Consider the following 18,488-nt stretch of genomic DNA (forward strand, 5'->3'; position numbering starts at 1 on the left):
GGCGCGCGGTTGAGGCAAGCAGAATTATCGGGTGGTTGGACCGCTGCTTGGAAGAAACAGTTGGAACACGGTGCCTTTGCCCGGAGTGCTGCGGACGCGCAGGTTGCCTTGGTGCCGGTCGATGATTTCTTTGCTGATCCAGAGGCCGAGACCGGTGCCCAGGATGCCCTTCGTGGTGTAGAAGGGGCGGAAGATCTTGGCCAGGGTTTCGCGACTCATGCCCTGGCCGTTGTCGGCCACCGTGATGATCACACCGCGTTCGCCGGTCGCTTGATTACGCGCCTCGCGGGCGCGAAGAAAGATGCTGCCATCGCGGGGGATGGCATCGAGTGCGTTGCCAAGCAGATTGGCGATGACCTGGCGTATCTCGCCCTCAAAGCAGCGGACCGGCGCCGCGGCACGGTAGCGGGTGTGGATGTTGGCACCGGCGTTGACGATGCGGCCCTGGTAGACAGAAAGCACGTTGTTGATGAGGACTTCCGCCGTGAACTGCTGCGGACTGCTGGACTGCTTGTGAAAGCGAAGGGTCTGGCTGGCGATGGCGGCAACGCGGCGCAATTCGTGGTCGGCGCTCCTCAGGTATTCGCGGCTCGCTTCCAGCGTTTCAGTGCTGCAGGCCAGGTAGAGCAGGTTCATCACCGCTTCGAGCGGGTTGTTGATCTCGTGCGCAATGGAAGAAGCGAGACGGCCCACGGCGGCTAGCTTTTCCGACTCGATCAGGGCAAGCTCGGCCTTCTTTTGTTGCGTCACCTCGAGCGAGGCGGCCGTGATGCCCTGGATCGTGCCGTCGGCTCCCGTGACTGGAAAGTAGCTGACCGTCCAATAGCGGTATTCATCGTCGGGGTCGGTGACCAGCGTTCCTTCAAGCGGATAGTTGACGACCGGTGGGCCGCCCGACGCGACCTGGTCGAACAGTTCGCGAAGGCCCGGAATGGGCGCCATCTCGATCAAGGTGCGACCGACGATCTCTTCAGGCTTGAGGCCGAAGAAGGCGGCCTGCCGATCGTTGAGGCGAAGGTAGTGGTAGTCGTCCAGATCAAACAGGGCCAGGCCGATGGGAGCGGTGCGGTAGACAGCTTCGATCTCGGCAAACTGCCGCTCCATTTCTTCTCGGCGGCGGATGAGTTCCTCTTTGTCGCGGCGCTCGTCGGTGATATCGCGAAAGAACAGAATGATGCCGTCGTCTGACGGGAAGGCGTGGACGTCGAAGAGCTTGTTGAGCGGTTCGGGGTAGAAGGCTTCGAAGTGAGTGGCGACGGCCTCGTCCATGGTGCGGTGGTAGTTGATCCAGAAAGGTGTGTCTGGCGCGGCCGCGTCGGGATACACCTCCCAGATGCACCGGCCGAGGATGTTCCCACTGGCCGCAAGAACCTCACGGGCGCGCCGGTTCACATAGGTGAAGTTGTAGTCGTGGTCAAGAAAGGCTACCGCGTCCGAGGTGGCCTCAAAGAACTGAGCCATCTGGCGTCGGATCTTTTCCGGGGTTGACTGAGCCATCTGGCGTCGGATCTTTTCCGGGGTTGCCGGTCCCACCTGGTTCGCGTTCTGCAACGCCTGCTCCATGCAGGCAAGTTTACGGGTTCGCGAATCGGCCTTGGAAGCAGGCGCCGGTCGCGGCTCGCTATGACCTCGGCAGGGCAGCGTTATAGAGCGGGCGAGTCAGCTCGTTGCGAAGTTGCCGCTGCAGTGTGGGCGGAGCCGTTTCGATGCGAGCGTTGCCCCAATCGGACCACTGCGGGTAAGCGGACCAGTCCCAATTGATGTAGCAGAAGGCGCGGATGCCTGGATGGGTGTGGACCAGGGCGAAGTACGGCGCGAACCAATCGCTCCAGACGTTGCTCGACCTGGTCACGTTGTATCCGCGTGGTGAGCTTTCCGCAATCATGACGGGATGATGCGAGGCTGCGGCAGCCTGCAGGAACTGCTCCGCGGCTGCCGAGCGAATGCCTGCCGAGGTGAAGAGGTTGAGAGCCCACCAGTCGACGGAATCGGCCACATCGCTGGCGCTGCTGCTGCCAGGGTAAAAGGCCTGCCAGCGTGAGTTGGCGGGAGCGGTGTTGCCGCCCGCTTCGGTGTCGAGTTCCGCATCGACGGACCAATCCCAGACAATGGCGGTCTGTGGCGCGCAGGCGTGAACGCGCGAAGCGATCCGACGGAATGCGGCCACATACGCGGTGGGCTGGTAGCCGTTCCACGAGCCGTTGAACTCATAGCCTGGGCGAAGGAAAACGGGCCGATGCAAACTCTGCAGGCCGTTGCAGAGCTGGCCGATGCTGTAGTCGTCGGTGCCTGCGGCGGTTTCGGATTCATAGTGCAGTTGCGCCTGGCCGCGGTTCATCGAAAGCCCGATTTGCGGGGTGAGCGCGGGCTCGGTGCTGAGAGTGCCGCGAAGCTGCGCGAAGAAGCCGGGTAGGTCGTCGCGCAGGTCGACATAGGTCATGAAGACCACGGGCTGCGCGGGTGCGACGGCGTTACGATACGCAGCAAAGCTGGCCCAATCGGTTTGGCCTGCACCATGCAGGACCGTGTTGCCCGCGGGCTCCAGGCGGCGGCCGTAGTGAGCACGCGGCAAAGGCTGGCTGTCCTGCAGGTTGACCTCGGGAACGGTTCCCTGCGCCCGACGCAGGGCTGGAGTGGCGATGCCCAGGGTTGCGGCAAAGAGACCTACGGCGAGGATCGCGGCTTTCATACGTGGGTGAGTCCTGTTTGGCGCTGAGGAAGATTTCACGTGGGGGGCCGCTGTGCCCGAAAGTACAGGTGGCCGAACCGGCGCGGCAATGACACGGTCGTGCCACGGCGGCGAACAGAAGTCTTCGCTCTTCCTGAGCTTTTCGGCAGGACGACGCTTGAGCTTTACAGAGATCGTGAAGCGGGCGTGGGCTCGGCCGGCGAAGAGGAGGCGCGGAGAGATCGTTTCCAGGCACCGTGCGCAACGCTGTTGGGCACCAGGCATATGCCAAAAAAGAAGAGAAGATCGAGAAGGCGGGGGTGGTTACCGCGAAGGAGACGGAATACCTGCCGTAGCCCGCTCCAGGAACCGGCTCGCTTCGCCTTCAGGGCCACCTTGCTGGCCAGGAACGAGTTGAAGGCGGTGTGGCTGAGCCAGCCGCGATAGCGCATTGCCCAATCGAGAGAGTCCTGCCAGTTGGCACGGCGCGAGCGCGTGGTGCTTTCCGTGGCGATGGTGTAGGTGACGAGCGGCTCCCAAAGAAAGCGGACGCGGGCATCGGCGTAGTTCCAGGCTTCGAGCAGCCATGCCCAGTCCTCGTGATCGGCGTGGTCGGTGAGCGGAGCGTTCCGAACGACGGAATAGTGCATGACCAGCGACTGCAGCGAGAGCACACCCGGGCGGCCGAGCAACGAGGGACGGATCAGTAGGTAGTCGCCCAGATCCTCGCCGGGTGCCAGCGGCCGTGCGGGCCAGACGTCTTCCCGGTTGCCGTGGCGATAGATCATGCGGCAGGCAGACATGCAGTGCGGCTCCGCCGGGTTGAGTTCGGCGAACTGGCGCGCGAGGCGCTCCGGAAGCATGGTGTCGTCGTCGTCGAGGAAGGTGAGCCATTCGCCACGGCTGTGCTGCACGCCGAAGTTGCGGGCTGCCGCAGGACCAGCATTGTGTGGCAGCTCAAAATACTGCAGGCGCGGGCCGAGCCCGCGCACGGCTTCGCTAGCGAGCGGATCCGGGCCATCCGCTACCACGAGGACCTCGACGTCCGGGTGCGTCTGAGCAACGGAGCTGGCAGCGGCACGGCGCAGATCTTCGTAGCGGCGGAAGGTCGGAATGATGACCGAGATGAGACCGGGCTGAACCGGGCGCTCCGAGCCTGCGGGGGCGGCGGTTGAAGGCATCAGGAAGGCCTCCGCTGAGCGGCCAGCAGGGACGCGTGGCGCGATGGGAATACTTTGTGTTCGCCGGTGCCATGGCCTGCCCGCGCGACTGGTGAAACAGCCGGTGCAGGCTGGGTGACGGTGAAGGTTGCCGCGTCGATGCCTTCAACGATCGGTCGGTCCGGCTCAGGGTCTGCCATGTCGACCGAACCCTCACGCAGGCACATGCGGAATACGGCGATGTAGACCAGCATGGTCGGCATGTGCGGATCGAGTGGCGCCGATTCCGAACTGCTGAGCAGAACCAGCCAGGTGAGCAGCATGGCGTTCAGCAGGTTGCTGCTGGAACGCAGATGCAGGTAGCGCCGCCAGGCTACCACCAGGGCGGAGACCATGATGGCGAGATACAGCGCGCCACCGACCACGCCAAGGATGATGACCTGGTCGAGATATGTGTTGTGTGCGTGGGGCACGGGCCAGCCCTGGTCGTGGCTGATGCGGGCGGCACGTTGCTCTGTCCAGAAGGCACCGTAGCCGTAGCCGAGAACCGGACGCTCCTCCACCGAGTCCAGCAGTTCCTGCCAGAGGGGCAGGCGGTTCGACAGATTGGAGGTGTTCTCAGTATCGTGCCGGCCCATCATGAAGGCGGTTTGCGCCGCGTCACCACCGCTGTTGCCGACGACGAACACCAGCAACGGAACGACGATCGACAGCAGGACCAGCAGGATTCCAACGCGCACATGGGGACGAACGCGGTCGCGCAGGAGTTTGTTGAGCGCAATCGCAAGCAGAACGATGCAGAGGATGGTTCCGATCCGGGCCCGCGTAATCCAGAGCATGGCGAGAGTGGAGAGAAGGATCACTGAAAGCCATGGAACCCATCGCGGCCGACGCAGCATGAGAGCGGCACAGCACAGGGCGCAGGCCACCAGGTTCATGGCCTGTTGATTCGGCGTCATCACGCCCTGCAGGCGGTAATCCGCGTCGGCCGGATTGAAGCTGTGAATGAGGAAGATGTCTGCAAGGACAGAGAAAACACCCGTGACAAACATCGCGATGGTGGCGCCAAGCGCCATCTCCATGGTGGACAGCGTACGCGCCAGGGCATACGTGACGAAGCAGTCCATCGCGAACACGGCAAGGCGTTTCGCGGTCAGTGACGGATCTTCGCTCCATGCTGTGCTGCTGAGAGCCCAGACCACGTAAACGCAGATGAGAATGAGCAGCCGGCCACCGGGCACGCCGCGCACCGGGTAGCGCCACAGCATGAAGCAGGCGCACAAGGCGAGAGCCGGAACGGCGAGCTGGCGACTGATCGCGCCCTGAAACTGCTCGGAGTTGTCGGCCTCCTGGACTGTGGCGTTGGCGTTGGGCTGATGGCGCGGCAGGCTGTATGGCACGGAAAACCAGAAGAGTATGCCGAGCAGAAGCGCGAGCCACATCTTGGAACGGCGCAGAGCGGCCGAGGCGGCGGTGAAGCGGTTCGCTTCGCGCTGCTGCCCTGCGGTGAGCGCGCCGCGATGTGCCGATTTGGGAAGCGTGGTCATGACGCCGCACCGAGGGCTGGAGAGATCTCCCTGTTGTAGAACACCTGGCGAACGAAAAGCACCACCACGCTTCCAAGGCAGAGGGCGGCGGCGGCACCGGGAACTCCGAAACGGGAGACGAGCAGGAACGCGGCCGCGGCCTGGGCGACGAGACCCACGAGGTTCGCGAGCAGCGTGGAGCCGGCCCGATCGATGGCGGAGAGAGCGTAGCCCTGAGCCATGGTCGCGGCGAAGGCGACAAAGTTCAAGCCGAGGAAGAAGAGGATGGTGCGGGCCTCTGCCGGGATGCTCTTGCCAAAGATGACTCGCGCGGCAAATGGGCCGAAGGCAGTGATGCCGATAGCGGCGACAACGGAGCCAAGCGTGAGCATGCGGTCGATGCGGGAGACGCGCTGGCGAAGCATCGGCTTGCCCCCCTCGGCGTAGGCACGCGCGAGCACGGGCGCGAAGACATTTTGCAGGCTGACGAGGGCGACACGCGGGATGTTCACGATGCTCTCGCAAACAGCATAGGCCCCGACGCTCGAGCCGCCGAAGACGGCGCTGAGTATCCACGGGTTCGCCTGGTTGGAGGCGACGAAGACGAAGTTGGAGCCGAGCAGCCAGCGGCCAAGACGGAAGTTCAGAGCGGTGTCGCGGACGAGGTCGCGGAGGCTCAGCGACACAGAACGGAGTTCGCGCGCGAGCCACCACAGGCCGACAATGCCGGCGCCATTGGCAAGCGCCCAGAGAGTATGCGGTACATCGAGGTGACCGGTGCGGAAGCAAAATTCGACGCCGGCAATCTGCAGCGCGACCGTCGCAACTTCGGTCCAGAAGGCTTCGCGCATCCGCATGTCGGCGAAGTACATGCGACGGTTGAACTCACGGAACAGGATGATGCCGCCGGTGACGATGAGTGGATGAAAGGTTCCGTAGTACACGCCGCGACCGGGTGTGCTGGCCCAGCGCGCCGCCAAAGCCATCAGCGGAAGGCAGAGCATGGACGCGATGACTTGCTGAAGAAGGACGCTGCCGCGATAGCGCGCCATCCGGTGGGCGGCGGTGGACGGCAGGTTGAATGTGAAGGGCGCCCAGGAGAGCGTGTTGCAAAGCTGGATGAGGATGTCCAGCGTGCGCTGGGTGAGGATGTACATGCCGAAGGTGCGCGGGCCGGCGTGGCGGCTGAGCAAGGCGGCTACCACCATATTGCCGAAGCTGTACACCACCTGGTCGCCCAGGGCGTAGCTGAGGCGATTGCGAACGAGAGCGACGAGGCGGGTGACCCTGCCCGTGGGCGCGTTCGAAGGCGTTTCGGGAATGGCGAGCGCGGGCAGCGGAAGTTCGGCCGATTCTTCAACCTGGATGGCGTGCGCGATGGATCCGGTGGTTGTGTCCATGCGGTTCTATGGTGTATCGGCTGCGCGCGCGGCGAGTTGAAAGTAAATGGAGTTGACGTGGTCACCGTTCACAGACCAGAGGAACTGACGGGCCCGCTCGGTGGCGCCCTGGCTTAGAGCGAGCAGGCGATGCTGGTCTGTCGCGAGCTTGTGGATCGCGGCAGACCAGTCTGCAATGGCGCGACCCGGTGTGGTCACAGGGATGCGGATGCCGCAGGTCTCGTCGACCATGTCGTGCGCGCCCTGGTGGTCGAAGCAAACGACGGGAACGCCGGCCGCCAAGGCTTCCAGGACCACGTTGCCGCTGGTGTCTCGAAGACTGGTGAAGCAGAAGAGGTCGGCGGTCTGCATGGCCTGTACGGCTCGCTGAAACGGCAGGCGCCCGAGAAAGCGCACGGGGTTCGCGCTTGGAATTGCGTCGGCTTCGTGCTTCCACTGCTTTAGCATGGGACCGTCGCCGAGAATGTCGAGCTCGAAGTGAACTTCGGCCGGGAGCACCGCGAGGGCACGCAGCAGAATGGGCAGAGCCTTGCGTGGGCGGAGTTGGCCGCTCCAGAGGATGCGCAGAGGACGCGGATGTCTTCTCTGCTCTTCGTCCTCCACGCGCTGGAGGAAACGAGTGCGGTCGGGCTCGGGAACCTCGTTCAGCCCGGTCTCAAGCAGGCGCTGTACCTTGCTGCCCGGGACGATGCGCTGCATGTCGCGCACCGTGGTTGTGTTGGCGCCGAGGATGACAGAGGCACGGTGCGCGGCCGTGCGAATGCTGGGACTGGTTCGCAGGATCACTTTGTTGAGCAGTGTGCGGGCGAGTTCTTTGGCAGCTTCGCTCAGTGGCAGCACACCGAGCATGCGCGTGGGGAAGTTCTGCGTGCCGCCAAACGGTCCCCAGACAAACGGGATGCCGAGTTGGTGGAGCAGGCCGGGCTCGCGGACGGTACAGACAGTGCTCTGGTGCGCGACGTGGAAGCCGACTTCGCGGTGGAGTTGCTGCGCGAGAGCAAAGGCCAGCGTGTGCCAGTGATGGTAGGCGGTGTAGTTGTAGTCGAAGTGAACAGGCTGCTGCTCGAGGCGCCGGAGCTCTGCGTCCGGTGCCGGGGTATGGATATGCGCGTTCGCGGGAACGAGGCCTTCCATGCGGGCACGCTCGAGGTCTGCAAAGTTCGTTTCGCTGACGATGCAATGGACGTCCGCAACGCGCGCCGCCTGCAGCAGGCGTCCCCAGCCAACGGCCCACTCGGAGCCGCGATACGGGGAGCACTCGTAGGCGATGAGAAGCAGATTCATGCGGGCAGCGAGTCAGCACATTCGGGCTTGCGCCCCAGAGCGGCTCTAAAAGAGGCCGTTGCCTACGGGGTTGAAGTAGACGCCGAGATTGACCAGCTTCATATAGCGCTCGACGGTTGAGAGCTTGTCGTGGCGGACCAGGATCATGTCGTCTGGCTTCAGCAGGATGTCGTCCTTGGTGTGTTCGCCTTCGTGCAGGTGATTCAGGTGGAGGACGAACGTCTCCGCGAGTTCCCCGTTGATGCGACGAAACAGGAAGACGTGGTTCATGGCGGAATCCTGTTTGGGGCCGCCAGCCATGAGGATGGCGCCAAGTGCGGTGGTTGGCTTGCGTAGATCGAAGTGGCCGGGCAAGTTCACTTCACCACCGACTGTGATCTGAGGCCGTTCGAACTCCTTGAGCGTGACCGTGACTTCCGGGTTTACGAGTTGCGTGGAGGCTGCCTTGACGATGTGCTCCTGCAGTTCGGCAACGGTGCCTCCAGCCGCTGGAACAAGCCCGATGTTCTTGAGGGTGAGGCGACCGTCGGGCGATACGGTTGCGGTGTCGTCGAATTCGGGCGTGAACCGGTAGTTGACCTGGACGACGTCGCCGGGGCGCAGCAAATACTCGCCACTGGTTCCGACCATGGCTTCTGAGGTGCGTACGGCGCCGTTGGGGTCGTCGCGCGTGGTCTGGGCGCGCATGCAGAGGCACAGAGCGCCTGCGATCAGAATGGCGGCGCCGCAGCGAGTGCAGGTGCGGCGTAGCGAATGGCGGTGAAACATCTCCGGGCTCCTTTCGTGTGCGATCAGATGAGGCGGTGCAGCCAGCGCGGGACCGGGTAGGTCCGGCGGTTGAGGAGGTAGCCAAGCAGCGGCACGCGGCGATCGGACAGGCTGGCGGAAAGCTGGTCGACCGAAGCCTTGCGAACCTGGCCCGCACTCACCACGGCGACGTAGCCATCGACGCACGGCTCCACTTCGCTTGCCAGCGTGGACTCGACGTTGCTGGGGCAGTCGAGCAGGATCAGGTCCATCTCCTCACGGGCGCGGTTGATCCAGGGGCAAAGGCGGGATGCGAAGTTGCCGCGCGGGCCGATCTCGCGCCAGGCGGCGTTGGGAGCAGTGCCATTGGCAAGAACCCAGTAGTTGCCGGGCTCCTGCAGGGCGAAGCCGAAACGCATCGTGCCGTCCTCTTCGAAGCGGCGCAGCATTTCGCGAACGTCCAAAATCGCAACCTGCGAACCGAACTGCCGGGCAGCCTCGTGCGCGAGATGCTCGGCCACGTACGAAACACCTTCGTGACGCACGGAAGACGTGATGGCGATCACGTACGCATCCTGGGCAATGACTCCCCGCGGCCACTCTCCATGCGGGCTATCGTACAGGGGCAGGATGCTGGAGCCATGCGGATCAAGGCGGCGCTCCTGCATGCTCTTGTGAATGCTGTAGAGCAGGCGACGGTATTCCAGCGCGTTGATCTCGTCCGCGTTCGGTGCGGTGCTGGCGTCGGCCAGGGTGGCCAGCGTTCGTGTGCCGGTCAGGTTGTCCAACTGGCCGGGCGTGTAGAGGAAGCCGGAGGACGTATCGAGATAGACGACGACCACGGTGGCAAAGAGCAGGGCAAAGACGAGACCCGTAACGGCGTAAAGAACCGGACGCGGGCGGATGGGCTCGCCCGTGGAGTAAGGCGGCTGCACGAGTGAAACGTCGAACAGCTTCATCTTGTCGAGTTCGGCAGAGATGCGTGCGTCGGCCTTGCGCTGGGCGTACAGGTTGTAGTCGGTGCGGGCCTGCTCCAGGTTGCGCTTGAGGGCGTTGACGTCCGTTGTGGATTTCTCGAGTTCATCGAGGCGGTTCTGCGCCTGGTCGAACTGGTGCTGCAGCACGGAGCGCTGTGCCTGCAAGCCGGTCAGCTCACCTTGCGACATGGCAACGGCCGTGGAAAGCTGCTGATAGACCGGGTTGACCTCGGTCGCATTTTCAGCGGCCGGCTTGGAGGCAGCGTCGCTGATGGCGAGCTTGGTGTTGGCGATCTTATCGTCAAGCTCGAGGATCTGGCGATCGGAGGGAGCGTAGCGACGGACGAGTTCGGCGCGCCGGTTTTCGAGGTCGACCAGTGAAGTGGTGAGCCGCTCCTGCGAGTACTGGTTGGTGATGGTGCGTTCCATGCCGCGGGAGCGGGCGGGCGTGTTCTGGAGCTGCTCTTCCTGGTGCGCACTGCGAGTGCGCTGCATGGCGATCTGGCTGTCGAGCAACGCGAGCTGATCCTGCAGGGAAGAGACACGCTGGAGCTGCAGCTTCTTTTCGTCGTCGAGATCGCTGATGTCGTGCTTGAGGCCGTACGCGGTGAGGGCCTGCTGGTCGGCGTCGAGCTGACGCTGTGCGGCTTCGAGCTGACCGTTGAAGAAGGTGGCGGCGCCCTCGCCCATGCTGTGGCCGGCGCGGGCTTCGAAATACGAATCGATCACGCGCTGTAGTTCGCGATTGGCCTGGTCGGCGGTGTGCGCGGTGTAGCTCAGGTTGATCAGGTTGGTTTGGTGGACGGGATCGACCTTGAGGTGGTGCGCGACTCGATCGATCTCCTGCTGCGCCCTGTTGGTCTGGACGCCTCCGACCGGCGCGCCGACCGCCATGTGGGCAACCATGGGGCTCTGCAGCAGGTCGACCTCTGAGTTGATCTCGGATTGCGACACGTCGTCCTGCGTGGTCTGGTGCACGGGTGCGGTGGCGCTAAGCGGTGTGGCCTGGCGCACGTTCTGCACGATGAGCTTGGCCTCGGACTTGTACTGTCGCGGGATCAGGACGGTGATCGCCAGTACCGCAGCCATGATGGCGAGAACCAGGAACGCGAAGAGGCGGCCGCGGCGAAAGATGGCTTCCACCACGATCTGGCGCAGCCTGGTCTGGCCAGGAGCGGCGTTCAAGCGCGATACCGCGAGTTGGGGACAGGGTGCATGCGCGACGAAGAGGCCTTTGGGCCGCAGTGTAGCCTTTGCACCGCAGACGGGGCAGTACCGAAGTCGCGTGGGGAACACGCGCTGGTTCACTTTTCGTCTGGCTCGCGCGGATGCTGGGGGATGAGCCAAACGGCTTTGCGGCGGAGCGGGAGCTGTTATGGTGTCTGCGCGGATCGACCTAGGCGTCGTTGCCGTTGCGTTTGCGGCGCGACCAGAGGCCCAGGCCACCCAGGCCAAAGGCGCTGGCGACCGCAACGCCAACCGCCACCACCGCCGCCAGCGCGATCAGCAGGCCGGTAAGGCTGGTGAACACGTCGACGATAGCGGACGCTAACGCCCGCGTGACGGCATGGATGAGCCAGAGGATGAGGTGCAGGAGCGCCAGGATGTTGTCCTTTGCCTACTAGCTTAGTCTGCCTCACCCGCAGTGATCACGCCGTAGCGGGTTTTATCGCGCCGTGGGCACTCCAGCCTCACTGTCCTGCTGCTTCGCCTGGGTCTGGCGACGCAGGATGAAGAGGTGGGCAGGCTGCTTGGCGGGGTCGAGCGAGACGTAGTTGCGGGCGCCCTGCCACATGTAGGTGGAGCCAGTAAGAACGTCTTCGACGGTGTAGGGCGCTCCACTGTCCACGCCCAATGCGAGCACATCGAGAGTGGTGAACCCGGTCTGTACCGCGTCGGGGTCTAGATTCACGATACAGAGCACGATGTCATCGCCCAGGCGCTTGGAGTAGCAGAGCAGATTGTCGTTGCTGATGGGGTGGAAGCGCAGGGTGCTGTTCGTCTGCAAAGCCGGGTGTTCGCGGCGAAGGGTGTTCAGCACCGTGTAAATGGGTGCGAGGCTCTTTGCCTTGACCGCTGGATCGTCCAGATTCCACTGCCGGATCTGGTACTTCTCGCTGTTCAGGTATTCCTCGGCGCCCGGCTTGGCGGGCTCGTGCTCCATCAGCTCAAAGGCCGGCCCGTAAACGCCGTAGCTGGCGCCCAGCGTAGCGGCAAGAATGATCCGCTGCGAGTAGAGCGCGGGGTTGGGCACCTGTAGCGGCTTCGGAAGAATGTCGGGCGTGTTGGGCCACAGGTTGGGGCGGAAGAAGTCGCTGACAGGTGGCTGCGTGATCTCTTCGAGGTACTCGGTCAGCTCGGCCTTGGTGTTGCGCCAACTGAAATAGGTGTAGCTCTGGGTGTAGCCGCCTTTGGCCAGCGAGTACATCACGTGCGGCCGCGTGAATGCCTCGGCAAGGAAGATCACTTCGGGGTGCGTCTTGTGCACCTCTGCGATGCACCACTCCCAGAACGGCAGGGCCTTGGTATGCGGGTTGTCGACGCGGAAGACGCGAACGCCCTTGTCGACCCAGAAGGCGAAGACGCTGTAGAGCTCCTGCCAGAGCGCCTGCCAGTCAGACGATTCGAAGTTAATGGGGTAGATGTCCTGGTACTTTTTCGGCGGGTTCTCAGCGTACTGGATGGAGCCGTCCGGGCGGATGGAGAACCAGTCGGGGTGCTGCTTGACCCAGGGGTGGTCGGGCGAGCACTGGAAGGCGATGTCGAGCGCGATGTCGATGCCGAGACCCTGCGCGGTTTGGACAAGGTAGTCGAAGTCGGCGAAGTTGCCAAGCTCGCGCAGAATGGCTTTGTGGCCGCCGTCCGCGCTACCGATCGCCCAGGGCGAGCCGACGTCGCCGGGCTCAGCGACCGTGGAGTTGTTCTTGCCCTTCCGAAAGGCATGACCGATGGGATGAATCGGCGGCATGTAGACGACGTCGAAGCCCATGGCCGCAACCTGCGGAAGGTAGGCGGCGACCTCGCGCAGGGTGCCGTGAGCGCCATTCTTGCCGAGCGAGCGCGGGAAGAACTCGTACCAGGAGGAGAACTCGGCGCGCTTGCGATCTACCCACAGCGGAACCTCGCGCGAGTATGTCGTCATGAAGCTTAGGTCGGGGTAGCGCATCGCGAGCGCGACCGTGGCGTCGTCCAGCGGAAAGTCATAGCGGACGCCGTTTTCGGGAGCACGCTCCGCGATCACGCGAAGTCGGCCGGCGGCGGACTTGAGTGTCTTGGCGTCTTCACCCGTTGCGCGGCTCGAAGCCTTGTCGAGCAGGATCGCCCCGCTGCGGAAGGCGAGTGCGACGTCGGCCGCTGCGGTGCTGAGTGCAGCTGACGCAGTGCTGGAAGTGGAGGTCCCGGAGGTCGGCGTGGACGTGCCAGGCAGCGGTTCGTTCAGGTTGGTGGCATGGGCCGCATCCGCGGTACCCTGCGCGGCGATGCGCTTGTGCAGGTCATGAATCCAGGTGTCGAAGTGGTCCACCCAGGCCTGGATGGTAAAGCGCCACTGGCCGAGCGTATCGGCCGTGAACTCCGCCTTCCACAGATCGTTGCCAAGCTCCGCGAACGGTGCGTAGCGCCAGGTCTTTTCGTCTTCACGGCGGTACAGCAGCCGGGCGCCGAGATGGTCGTGGCCGTCGCCAAAGATGGCTGCGGTGACGGCGACCGTGTCGCCCAGAACACGCTTAGCGGCATAGCGGCCGCCGTCGACCTCTGGCGATACTTCTTCGATGATGACGCGGCTGCGACCTTCGTTCGGCTTCAAAACAGACCTGCTCTTTCCCACGGCTTAGCCGTGTTGCGCCCCTGGCGTGACCGTGTGCGGCGTCTGCGCATCCGACGCTGTGAACACAGTATCGCTTCCCTGAAAGGATGAGATGCCGGTTCCGCCGCCCTGAACGCGGACAGAAGGAATGGCCTCCATGAGCCCGTTGAAGTCCCTGCTGCACCCATCTGCTGAAGACAAGCCGCTGCAGGCGGCGCGGATTGAAGACTACGCAATGATAGGCGACCTGCAGACCGGCGCCCTGGTTTGCAAGAGCGGGTCTGTCGACTGGCTATGCTGGCCCACCTTCTCAGACCACGCGGTGTTTGCGGGCCTGCTTGGGACGTCGGACCACGGCTTCTTCCAGATTCGCCCGGCCAAGGACGAGGCGATCACCGGCGAACAGTGGCGCTATGTGCCGGGAACTCTGATTGCCGAGAAAACGTGGACCACCCTGGACGGCGAGGTGATGGTGAGCGACTTCATGCCTCCGCGCGGCAAGAACAGCGACATCGTCCGCATTGTGAAGGGTGTTCGCGGGTCCGTGAAGATGCGCATGGAGGTGACATTCCGCTTCGATTACGGACGGACGGTGCCATGGGTGACTAGTGCAGATCATCACCTGCGCGCGATCAACGGGCCGCACCTGATCGTGTTGCGCACGGAAGCTCCGCTGCACGGGGAAGGCCTGTGTACGGCGAGCGATTTCACCGTGGAGGAGGGCCAGAGCATCTGCTTCCAGTTGAGCTACGGCTCGTCCACGGAAGAAGAGCCAGCGAGCTTTGACGCCTACGACGCTTACCGGGACACGGTGAATTTCTGGGAAGAGTGGATGGCGAAAAATCAGTTCCAGGCTCGGCCGGAGCACCGCGACGCCGTGGAACGTTCGCTGATCACGCTGAAGGCGATGACGTATCAGCCGAGCGGAGGCTTGGTAGCGGCGTTGACAGCGGGTCTGCCGGAAAGAATCGGCGGCGAACGCAACTGGGATTATCGCTATTGCTGGATTCGTGATGCCGCATTCACGTTGCTGGTGCTGCTGCATGCTGGCTTCACGGAAGAAGCGATGGCGTGGCGGGGATGGCTGCTGCGCGCCATTGCCGGATCGCCGGAACAGTTTCGCGCGGTGTATGGCCTGAAGGGCGAGCAGTTGCTGACGGAGTGGTGCGCGGAGTGGCTGCCAGGATACGAAAACTCCAGGCCGGTGCGGATCGGCAATGCAGCAGTGGAGCAGTTGCAACTGGACAACTTTGGCGATCTAATTACTGCGCTGAGTCGAACGCCCGTTGGCAAAGATGACATGTTGGCCAAAGACATGCGGTCGATGGTGACCGGGCTCCTGAGATATCTTGCGAAGGTTTGGCATGAGCCCGACAACGGTATCTGGGAAACCCGTGGTAAGCGGGAGCATTTTGTCCACAGCAAGCTGATGGCGTGGGTTGCCTTTGATCGTGCTATCTCCACGTATGAGCAGCGGCACCTGACAGAGGACGATCCGGATCGCGACAAGAACCAAGAATTAGTGGAGGAGTGGCGGCGCAACCGCGAAGAACTGCGTGCGGAAATACTGGAAAAGGGGTTTGACAAGGAACGCAATACCTTCACGCAGGCGTATGGATCGAAGCGGCTGGACGCGGCGACCTTGCGCATTCCGCTGGTGGGCTTTTTGCCCGGCGACGACCCGCGAGTTCTGGGAACGATCGATGCCATCGAGAAGAACCTGATGCAGAACGGTCTGTTGCTGCGCTATGACACCGCGGGAGATTCCGATGGCCTGCCCAGCGGCGAAGGAGCGTTTCTGGCGTGTTCCTTCTGGTACGTCGGCGCGCTGCATGTGGCAGGCCGGCGCGATGAGGCTTCAGCATTCTTTTTAAAGCTGCTGGGGTTGCGCAACGAAGTGGGTTTGCTGTCGGAAGAGTACGACCTGCCGCACGGCCGCCAGCTCGGAAATTTTCCGCAGGCACTCAGTCATCTGACGCTGTGCCACGCCGCGATGATCCTGGCGGACGCGGAAGGCCCCTGGAATGGACATACTCAGGCCACGGGCCGGAAACAATCGTGAGAGGAGACGCCACTTGGCGGCATTCCCTGGAGGCCGCCGAGCGCAAGTGCAACCTGCCCGCGAGTGGCTGCACCTAACGGCTTCGAAGCAAAGTTTCACTGCATGAACAGGCAGCCCCTCGGCTGCCACAGCAGGTGCGCCCCGACGCGGGCGCCGCAAGGATAGTTGCATTCATGGCTCGGATCCCCCACTCGACCTACCGTCTTCAATTGCACAAAGGCTTCACCTTTGACGACGCGTCAGCTATTGCGCCATACCTGCGCGATCTCGGCATCTCTCACGTGTACAGCTCGCCCTACCTGCAGGCGGGACCTGAGTCGATGCACGGCTATGACGTAGTCGACCATCATCGCGTGAACCGCGAACTGGGCGGAGCGGAGGCGCACGAACGATTCTCGAAGAGGCTCGGCGAGCTGAAGCTCGGCCAGGTACTCGACATTGTGCCGAACCACATGAGCGTGCACCGGGACAATCGCATGTGGTGGGACGTGCTGGAGAACGGCCCGTCGAGCCGGTTCGCAACGTTCTTCGATATCGACTGGAACTCCGTCGAAGAGAAGCTGCGCGACAAGGTGCTGATGCCGGTGCTGGGTGACCAGTACGGCCGCGTTCTGGCCAAGGGCGAGATCAAGCTGAAGCGCGAAGGCGAATGCTTCCTGGTGCAGTATGGTGAGCAAGCATTCCCCATGGCTCCGCGCTCACTGGCATGGCCACTTGGACGCGGAGCGGCGCTGGCACCGAGCGATGAGCTGAACTTCCTGGCGTCTTCTTTTGCGCGTTTGCCGGAGCCCACATCGACCGAGCGCGAAGTACAGCTGTCACGCCACCGCGACAAACAGGTTCTGCAGAAGCTGCTGCAGCGGCTGTGCAAGGAAGAGCCGCGCGCGTGTGCCGCCATCGACGAGGCACTGGAAGAGATCAACAACAACATCGATTCACTCGACGAGATCCTGAGCCAGCAGAACTTCCGCCTGGCCTACTGGAAGACGAGCGATCAGGAGCTGGGGTATCGCCGCTTCTTTGACGTGAACTCCCTGATCGGTCTGCGCATGGAGCGCCAGTACGTCTTCGACGAGACGCACGAACTGATCCTGTACTGGCTTGAAAAGGGTTTGCTGGATGGCATTCGCATCGACCACCCGGATGGCTTGCGCGATCCGCGCCAGTACCTGGAACGTCTGCGTGCGAAAGCGCCGGAAGCGTACATCGTGGTCGAGAAAATCCTCGAGCCTGGCGAGTGGCTGCGCACCGAGTGGCCGGTCGAAGGCACCAGTGGCTACGACTTCCTGAACGTGTGCAATGCCCTGCTGGTGAAGCCGGACGGCATGGAAGCTCTGACGGCGATCTACCGCGACTTCACCGGGCAGCCAACGAACTTCGACGACATCACGTTTGAGAAGAAGACCAACGTCGCCAAGGAAACGCTGGCGAGCGATGTAAACCGGCTGACGAACATCTTTGTGCAGATCTGCGAATCCAACCGCGAGTTCCGCGACTTTACGCGCGCGGACATCCGGCGCGCCATCCGCACCGTGGCGGCCTGCTTCCACGTGTATCGCACGTATGTCGTCGCCACGCAGAACGAAATCTGCGAGGACGACATCAACCACATTCGCCAGGCTCTGAAGGAAGCGGCAGAGCGCAAACCGGACATCGATCCGTGCCTGTTCGGTTTCATTGGGGACGTGTTGACGCTGAAGATCACTGGCCCGCGCGAGGCAGAGTTCGTGGCGCGCTTCCAGCAGTTCACTTCCCCGGTCATGGCAAAAGGCGTGGAAGACACGGCCTTCTATGACTACGACCGGCTGACGAGTTTGAACGAAGTGGGCGGGGACCCTTCGCGGAACGGGCTCTCCGTGAGCGAGTTCCACGAGTACAACACACACATGCAGCAGACGTTCCCGCTGACCATGACCACGCTGAGCACGCACGACACCAAGCGCGCAGACGACGTGCGTGCGCGGCTTGCGGTTCTGAGTGAACTGCCGGACCGGTGGTCGCAGCAACTGCAGCAGTGGTCGGAGGCGAACCGCGACCTGCGCACTGGCAACTACCCCGACCCGAACACGGAATACTTCCTCTATCAGACACTCATTGGGGCATGGCCGATCGACGCGGATCGCACCAAGACCTACATGCAAAAGGCCATGAACGAGGCCAAGCTGGAGACAAGCTGGACCAACAAGAACGAGGCATACGAAAATGCGGTCGCCAGCTTTATCGACGGCCTGTTTGCGCGGCCGGCGTTCCTGGATTCCTTGAAAGAGTTTGTGAACGGGATCAATCGCAGCGGGCGCGTCAACTCCCTCACGCAGACGCTGCTGAAGTGCGTGGCGCCAGGCATGCCGGACCTCTATCAGGGCGGAGAGCTGTGGGACCACTCGCTGGTAGACCCGGATAATCGCCGCCCTGTCGATTACAAACTTCGGGCGAAGCTCTTGAAGGAGCTGCAGCAGATCACGCCGGCAAAGTTCGTTGAGACGGTCGAACAGCGTTTCGAAGATGAGGGCTCGCCGAAGCTTTGGCTCACGTACCAGGCCCTGCAACTGCGGAATGAGCGGCCACAGAGCTTTGGCTCAAAGGCGGCCTACACGCCGCTGGTGGCACAGGGTGCTGCGGCCGATCACGTCGTCGCCTTCTCGCGAGGAGAAGATGTGGTCGCGGTCGGGCAGCGGTTCCCGCAGACGATTGCGGGCAACTGGCGTGACACTACGCTGGAGCTGCCAACCGGATCCTGGACGGATCGCCTGAGCGGGGCGCGGCACAATGGGGGAAAGATCGACGTTGCAAACCTGCTAGACCGGTTTCCTGTGGCGCTGCTGGTGCGCGACAGTAAGAATTGAGAAGACGGCGCAACAG

12 protein-coding genes are annotated in these 18,488 nt (G+C 63.0%); 2 read left to right on the forward strand and 10 right to left on the reverse strand.

The window, feature by feature from the left end; all coding sequences use genetic code 11:
- Positions 1–24 precede the first annotated feature (24 nt).
- The 10 genes from OHL12_RS10975 to OHL12_RS11020 form a co-directional block, all read right to left on the reverse strand.
- Positions 25–1,563, reverse strand: coding sequence for an ATP-binding protein (locus tag OHL12_RS10975; protein WP_263413852.1), 1,539 nt, complete (start codon positions 1,561–1,563; stop codon positions 25–27).
- 58 nt (positions 1,564–1,621) lie between these two features.
- On the reverse strand, positions 1,622–2,689 hold the full coding sequence (locus tag OHL12_RS10980; protein WP_263413853.1) for a glycoside hydrolase family 26 protein: 1,068 nt from the start codon (positions 2,687–2,689) through the stop codon (positions 1,622–1,624).
- A gap of 164 nt (positions 2,690–2,853) precedes the next feature.
- The gene (locus tag OHL12_RS10985) at positions 2,854–3,849 is read right to left on the reverse strand and encodes a glycosyltransferase family 2 protein (protein ID WP_263413854.1); all 996 of its coding nucleotides are present in this window, start codon (positions 3,847–3,849) and stop codon (positions 2,854–2,856) included.
- Complete coding sequence (locus OHL12_RS10990; protein WP_263413855.1) at positions 3,849–5,375, reverse strand: O-antigen ligase family protein; 1,527 nt, start codon at positions 5,373–5,375, stop codon at positions 3,849–3,851. Before OHL12_RS10990 ends, OHL12_RS10985 begins: the two co-directional genes overlap by 1 nt.
- The gene (locus tag OHL12_RS10995) at positions 5,372–6,754 is read right to left on the reverse strand and encodes a lipopolysaccharide biosynthesis protein (RefSeq protein WP_263413856.1); all 1,383 of its coding nucleotides are present in this window, start codon (positions 6,752–6,754) and stop codon (positions 5,372–5,374) included. The genes OHL12_RS10990 and OHL12_RS10995 overlap by 4 nt, the downstream gene beginning before the upstream one ends.
- A gap of 6 nt (positions 6,755–6,760) precedes the next feature.
- Positions 6,761–8,038 (reverse strand): glycosyltransferase family 4 protein, encoded by a 1,278-nt coding sequence (locus OHL12_RS11000; RefSeq protein WP_263413857.1) that lies wholly within the window; start codon positions 8,036–8,038, stop codon positions 6,761–6,763.
- 45 nt (positions 8,039–8,083) lie between these two features.
- Entirely contained in the window at positions 8,084–8,806 is a 723-nt protein-coding gene (locus OHL12_RS11005; RefSeq protein ID WP_263413858.1) for a polysaccharide biosynthesis/export family protein, read from the reverse strand.
- Positions 8,807–8,829: 23 nt separating this feature from the next.
- Positions 8,830–10,947, reverse strand: coding sequence for an exopolysaccharide transport family protein (locus OHL12_RS11010; RefSeq protein WP_263413859.1), 2,118 nt, complete (start codon positions 10,945–10,947; stop codon positions 8,830–8,832).
- Between the two features lie 211 nt (positions 10,948–11,158).
- Entirely contained in the window at positions 11,159–11,293 is a 135-nt protein-coding gene (locus OHL12_RS11015) for a hypothetical protein (RefSeq protein WP_263413860.1), read from the reverse strand.
- A gap of 135 nt (positions 11,294–11,428) precedes the next feature.
- Entirely contained in the window at positions 11,429–13,567 is a 2,139-nt protein-coding gene (locus OHL12_RS11020) for an alpha-1,4-glucan--maltose-1-phosphate maltosyltransferase (protein ID WP_263413861.1), read from the reverse strand.
- A 157-nt stretch (positions 13,568–13,724) separates the two neighbouring features.
- Between OHL12_RS11020 and OHL12_RS11025 the strand changes: the two genes are divergently transcribed.
- Together OHL12_RS11025 and treY are read left to right on the forward strand one after the other, a co-directional pair.
- A complete protein-coding gene (locus tag OHL12_RS11025) occupies positions 13,725–15,629 on the forward strand; it encodes a glycoside hydrolase family 15 protein (protein WP_263413862.1) in 1,905 nt (634 codons plus the stop codon).
- A 173-nt stretch (positions 15,630–15,802) separates the two neighbouring features.
- A complete protein-coding gene (gene treY / locus OHL12_RS11030; RefSeq protein ID WP_263413863.1) occupies positions 15,803–18,472 on the forward strand; it encodes a malto-oligosyltrehalose synthase in 2,670 nt (889 codons plus the stop codon).
- Positions 18,473–18,488 lie beyond the last annotated feature (16 nt).

The sequence above is a fragment of the Terriglobus aquaticus genome (genome assembly GCF_025685415.1).
Taxonomy (GTDB): Bacteria; Acidobacteriota; Terriglobia; order Terriglobales; family Acidobacteriaceae; genus Terriglobus; species Terriglobus aquaticus.

What these genes read in the sequence shown, in the direction of transcription:
- OHL12_RS10990 (WP_263413855.1), bottom strand. Translation starts at nt 5,375, where the DNA reads ATGACCACGCTTCCCAAATCGGCACATCGCGGCGCGCTCACCGCAGGG.
- OHL12_RS11005 (WP_263413858.1), bottom strand. Translation starts at nt 8,806, where the DNA reads ATGTTTCACCGCCATTCGCTACGCCGCACCTGCACTCGCTGCGGCGCC.
- OHL12_RS10975 (WP_263413852.1), bottom strand. Translation starts at nt 1,563, where the DNA reads ATGGAGCAGGCGTTGCAGAACGCGAACCAGGTGGGACCGGCAACCCCG.
- OHL12_RS11000 (WP_263413857.1), bottom strand. Translation starts at nt 8,038, where the DNA reads ATGAATCTGCTTCTCATCGCCTACGAGTGCTCCCCGTATCGCGGCTCC.
- OHL12_RS10995 (WP_263413856.1), bottom strand. Translation starts at nt 6,754, where the DNA reads ATGGACACAACCACCGGATCCATCGCGCACGCCATCCAGGTTGAAGAA.
- OHL12_RS10985 (WP_263413854.1), bottom strand. Translation starts at nt 3,849, where the DNA reads ATGCCTTCAACCGCCGCCCCCGCAGGCTCGGAGCGCCCGGTTCAGCCC.
- OHL12_RS11025 (WP_263413862.1), top strand. Translation starts at nt 13,725, where the DNA reads ATGAGCCCGTTGAAGTCCCTGCTGCACCCATCTGCTGAAGACAAGCCG.
- OHL12_RS10980 (WP_263413853.1), bottom strand. Translation starts at nt 2,689, where the DNA reads ATGAAAGCCGCGATCCTCGCCGTAGGTCTCTTTGCCGCAACCCTGGGC.
- treY (WP_263413863.1), top strand. Translation starts at nt 15,803, where the DNA reads ATGGCTCGGATCCCCCACTCGACCTACCGTCTTCAATTGCACAAAGGC.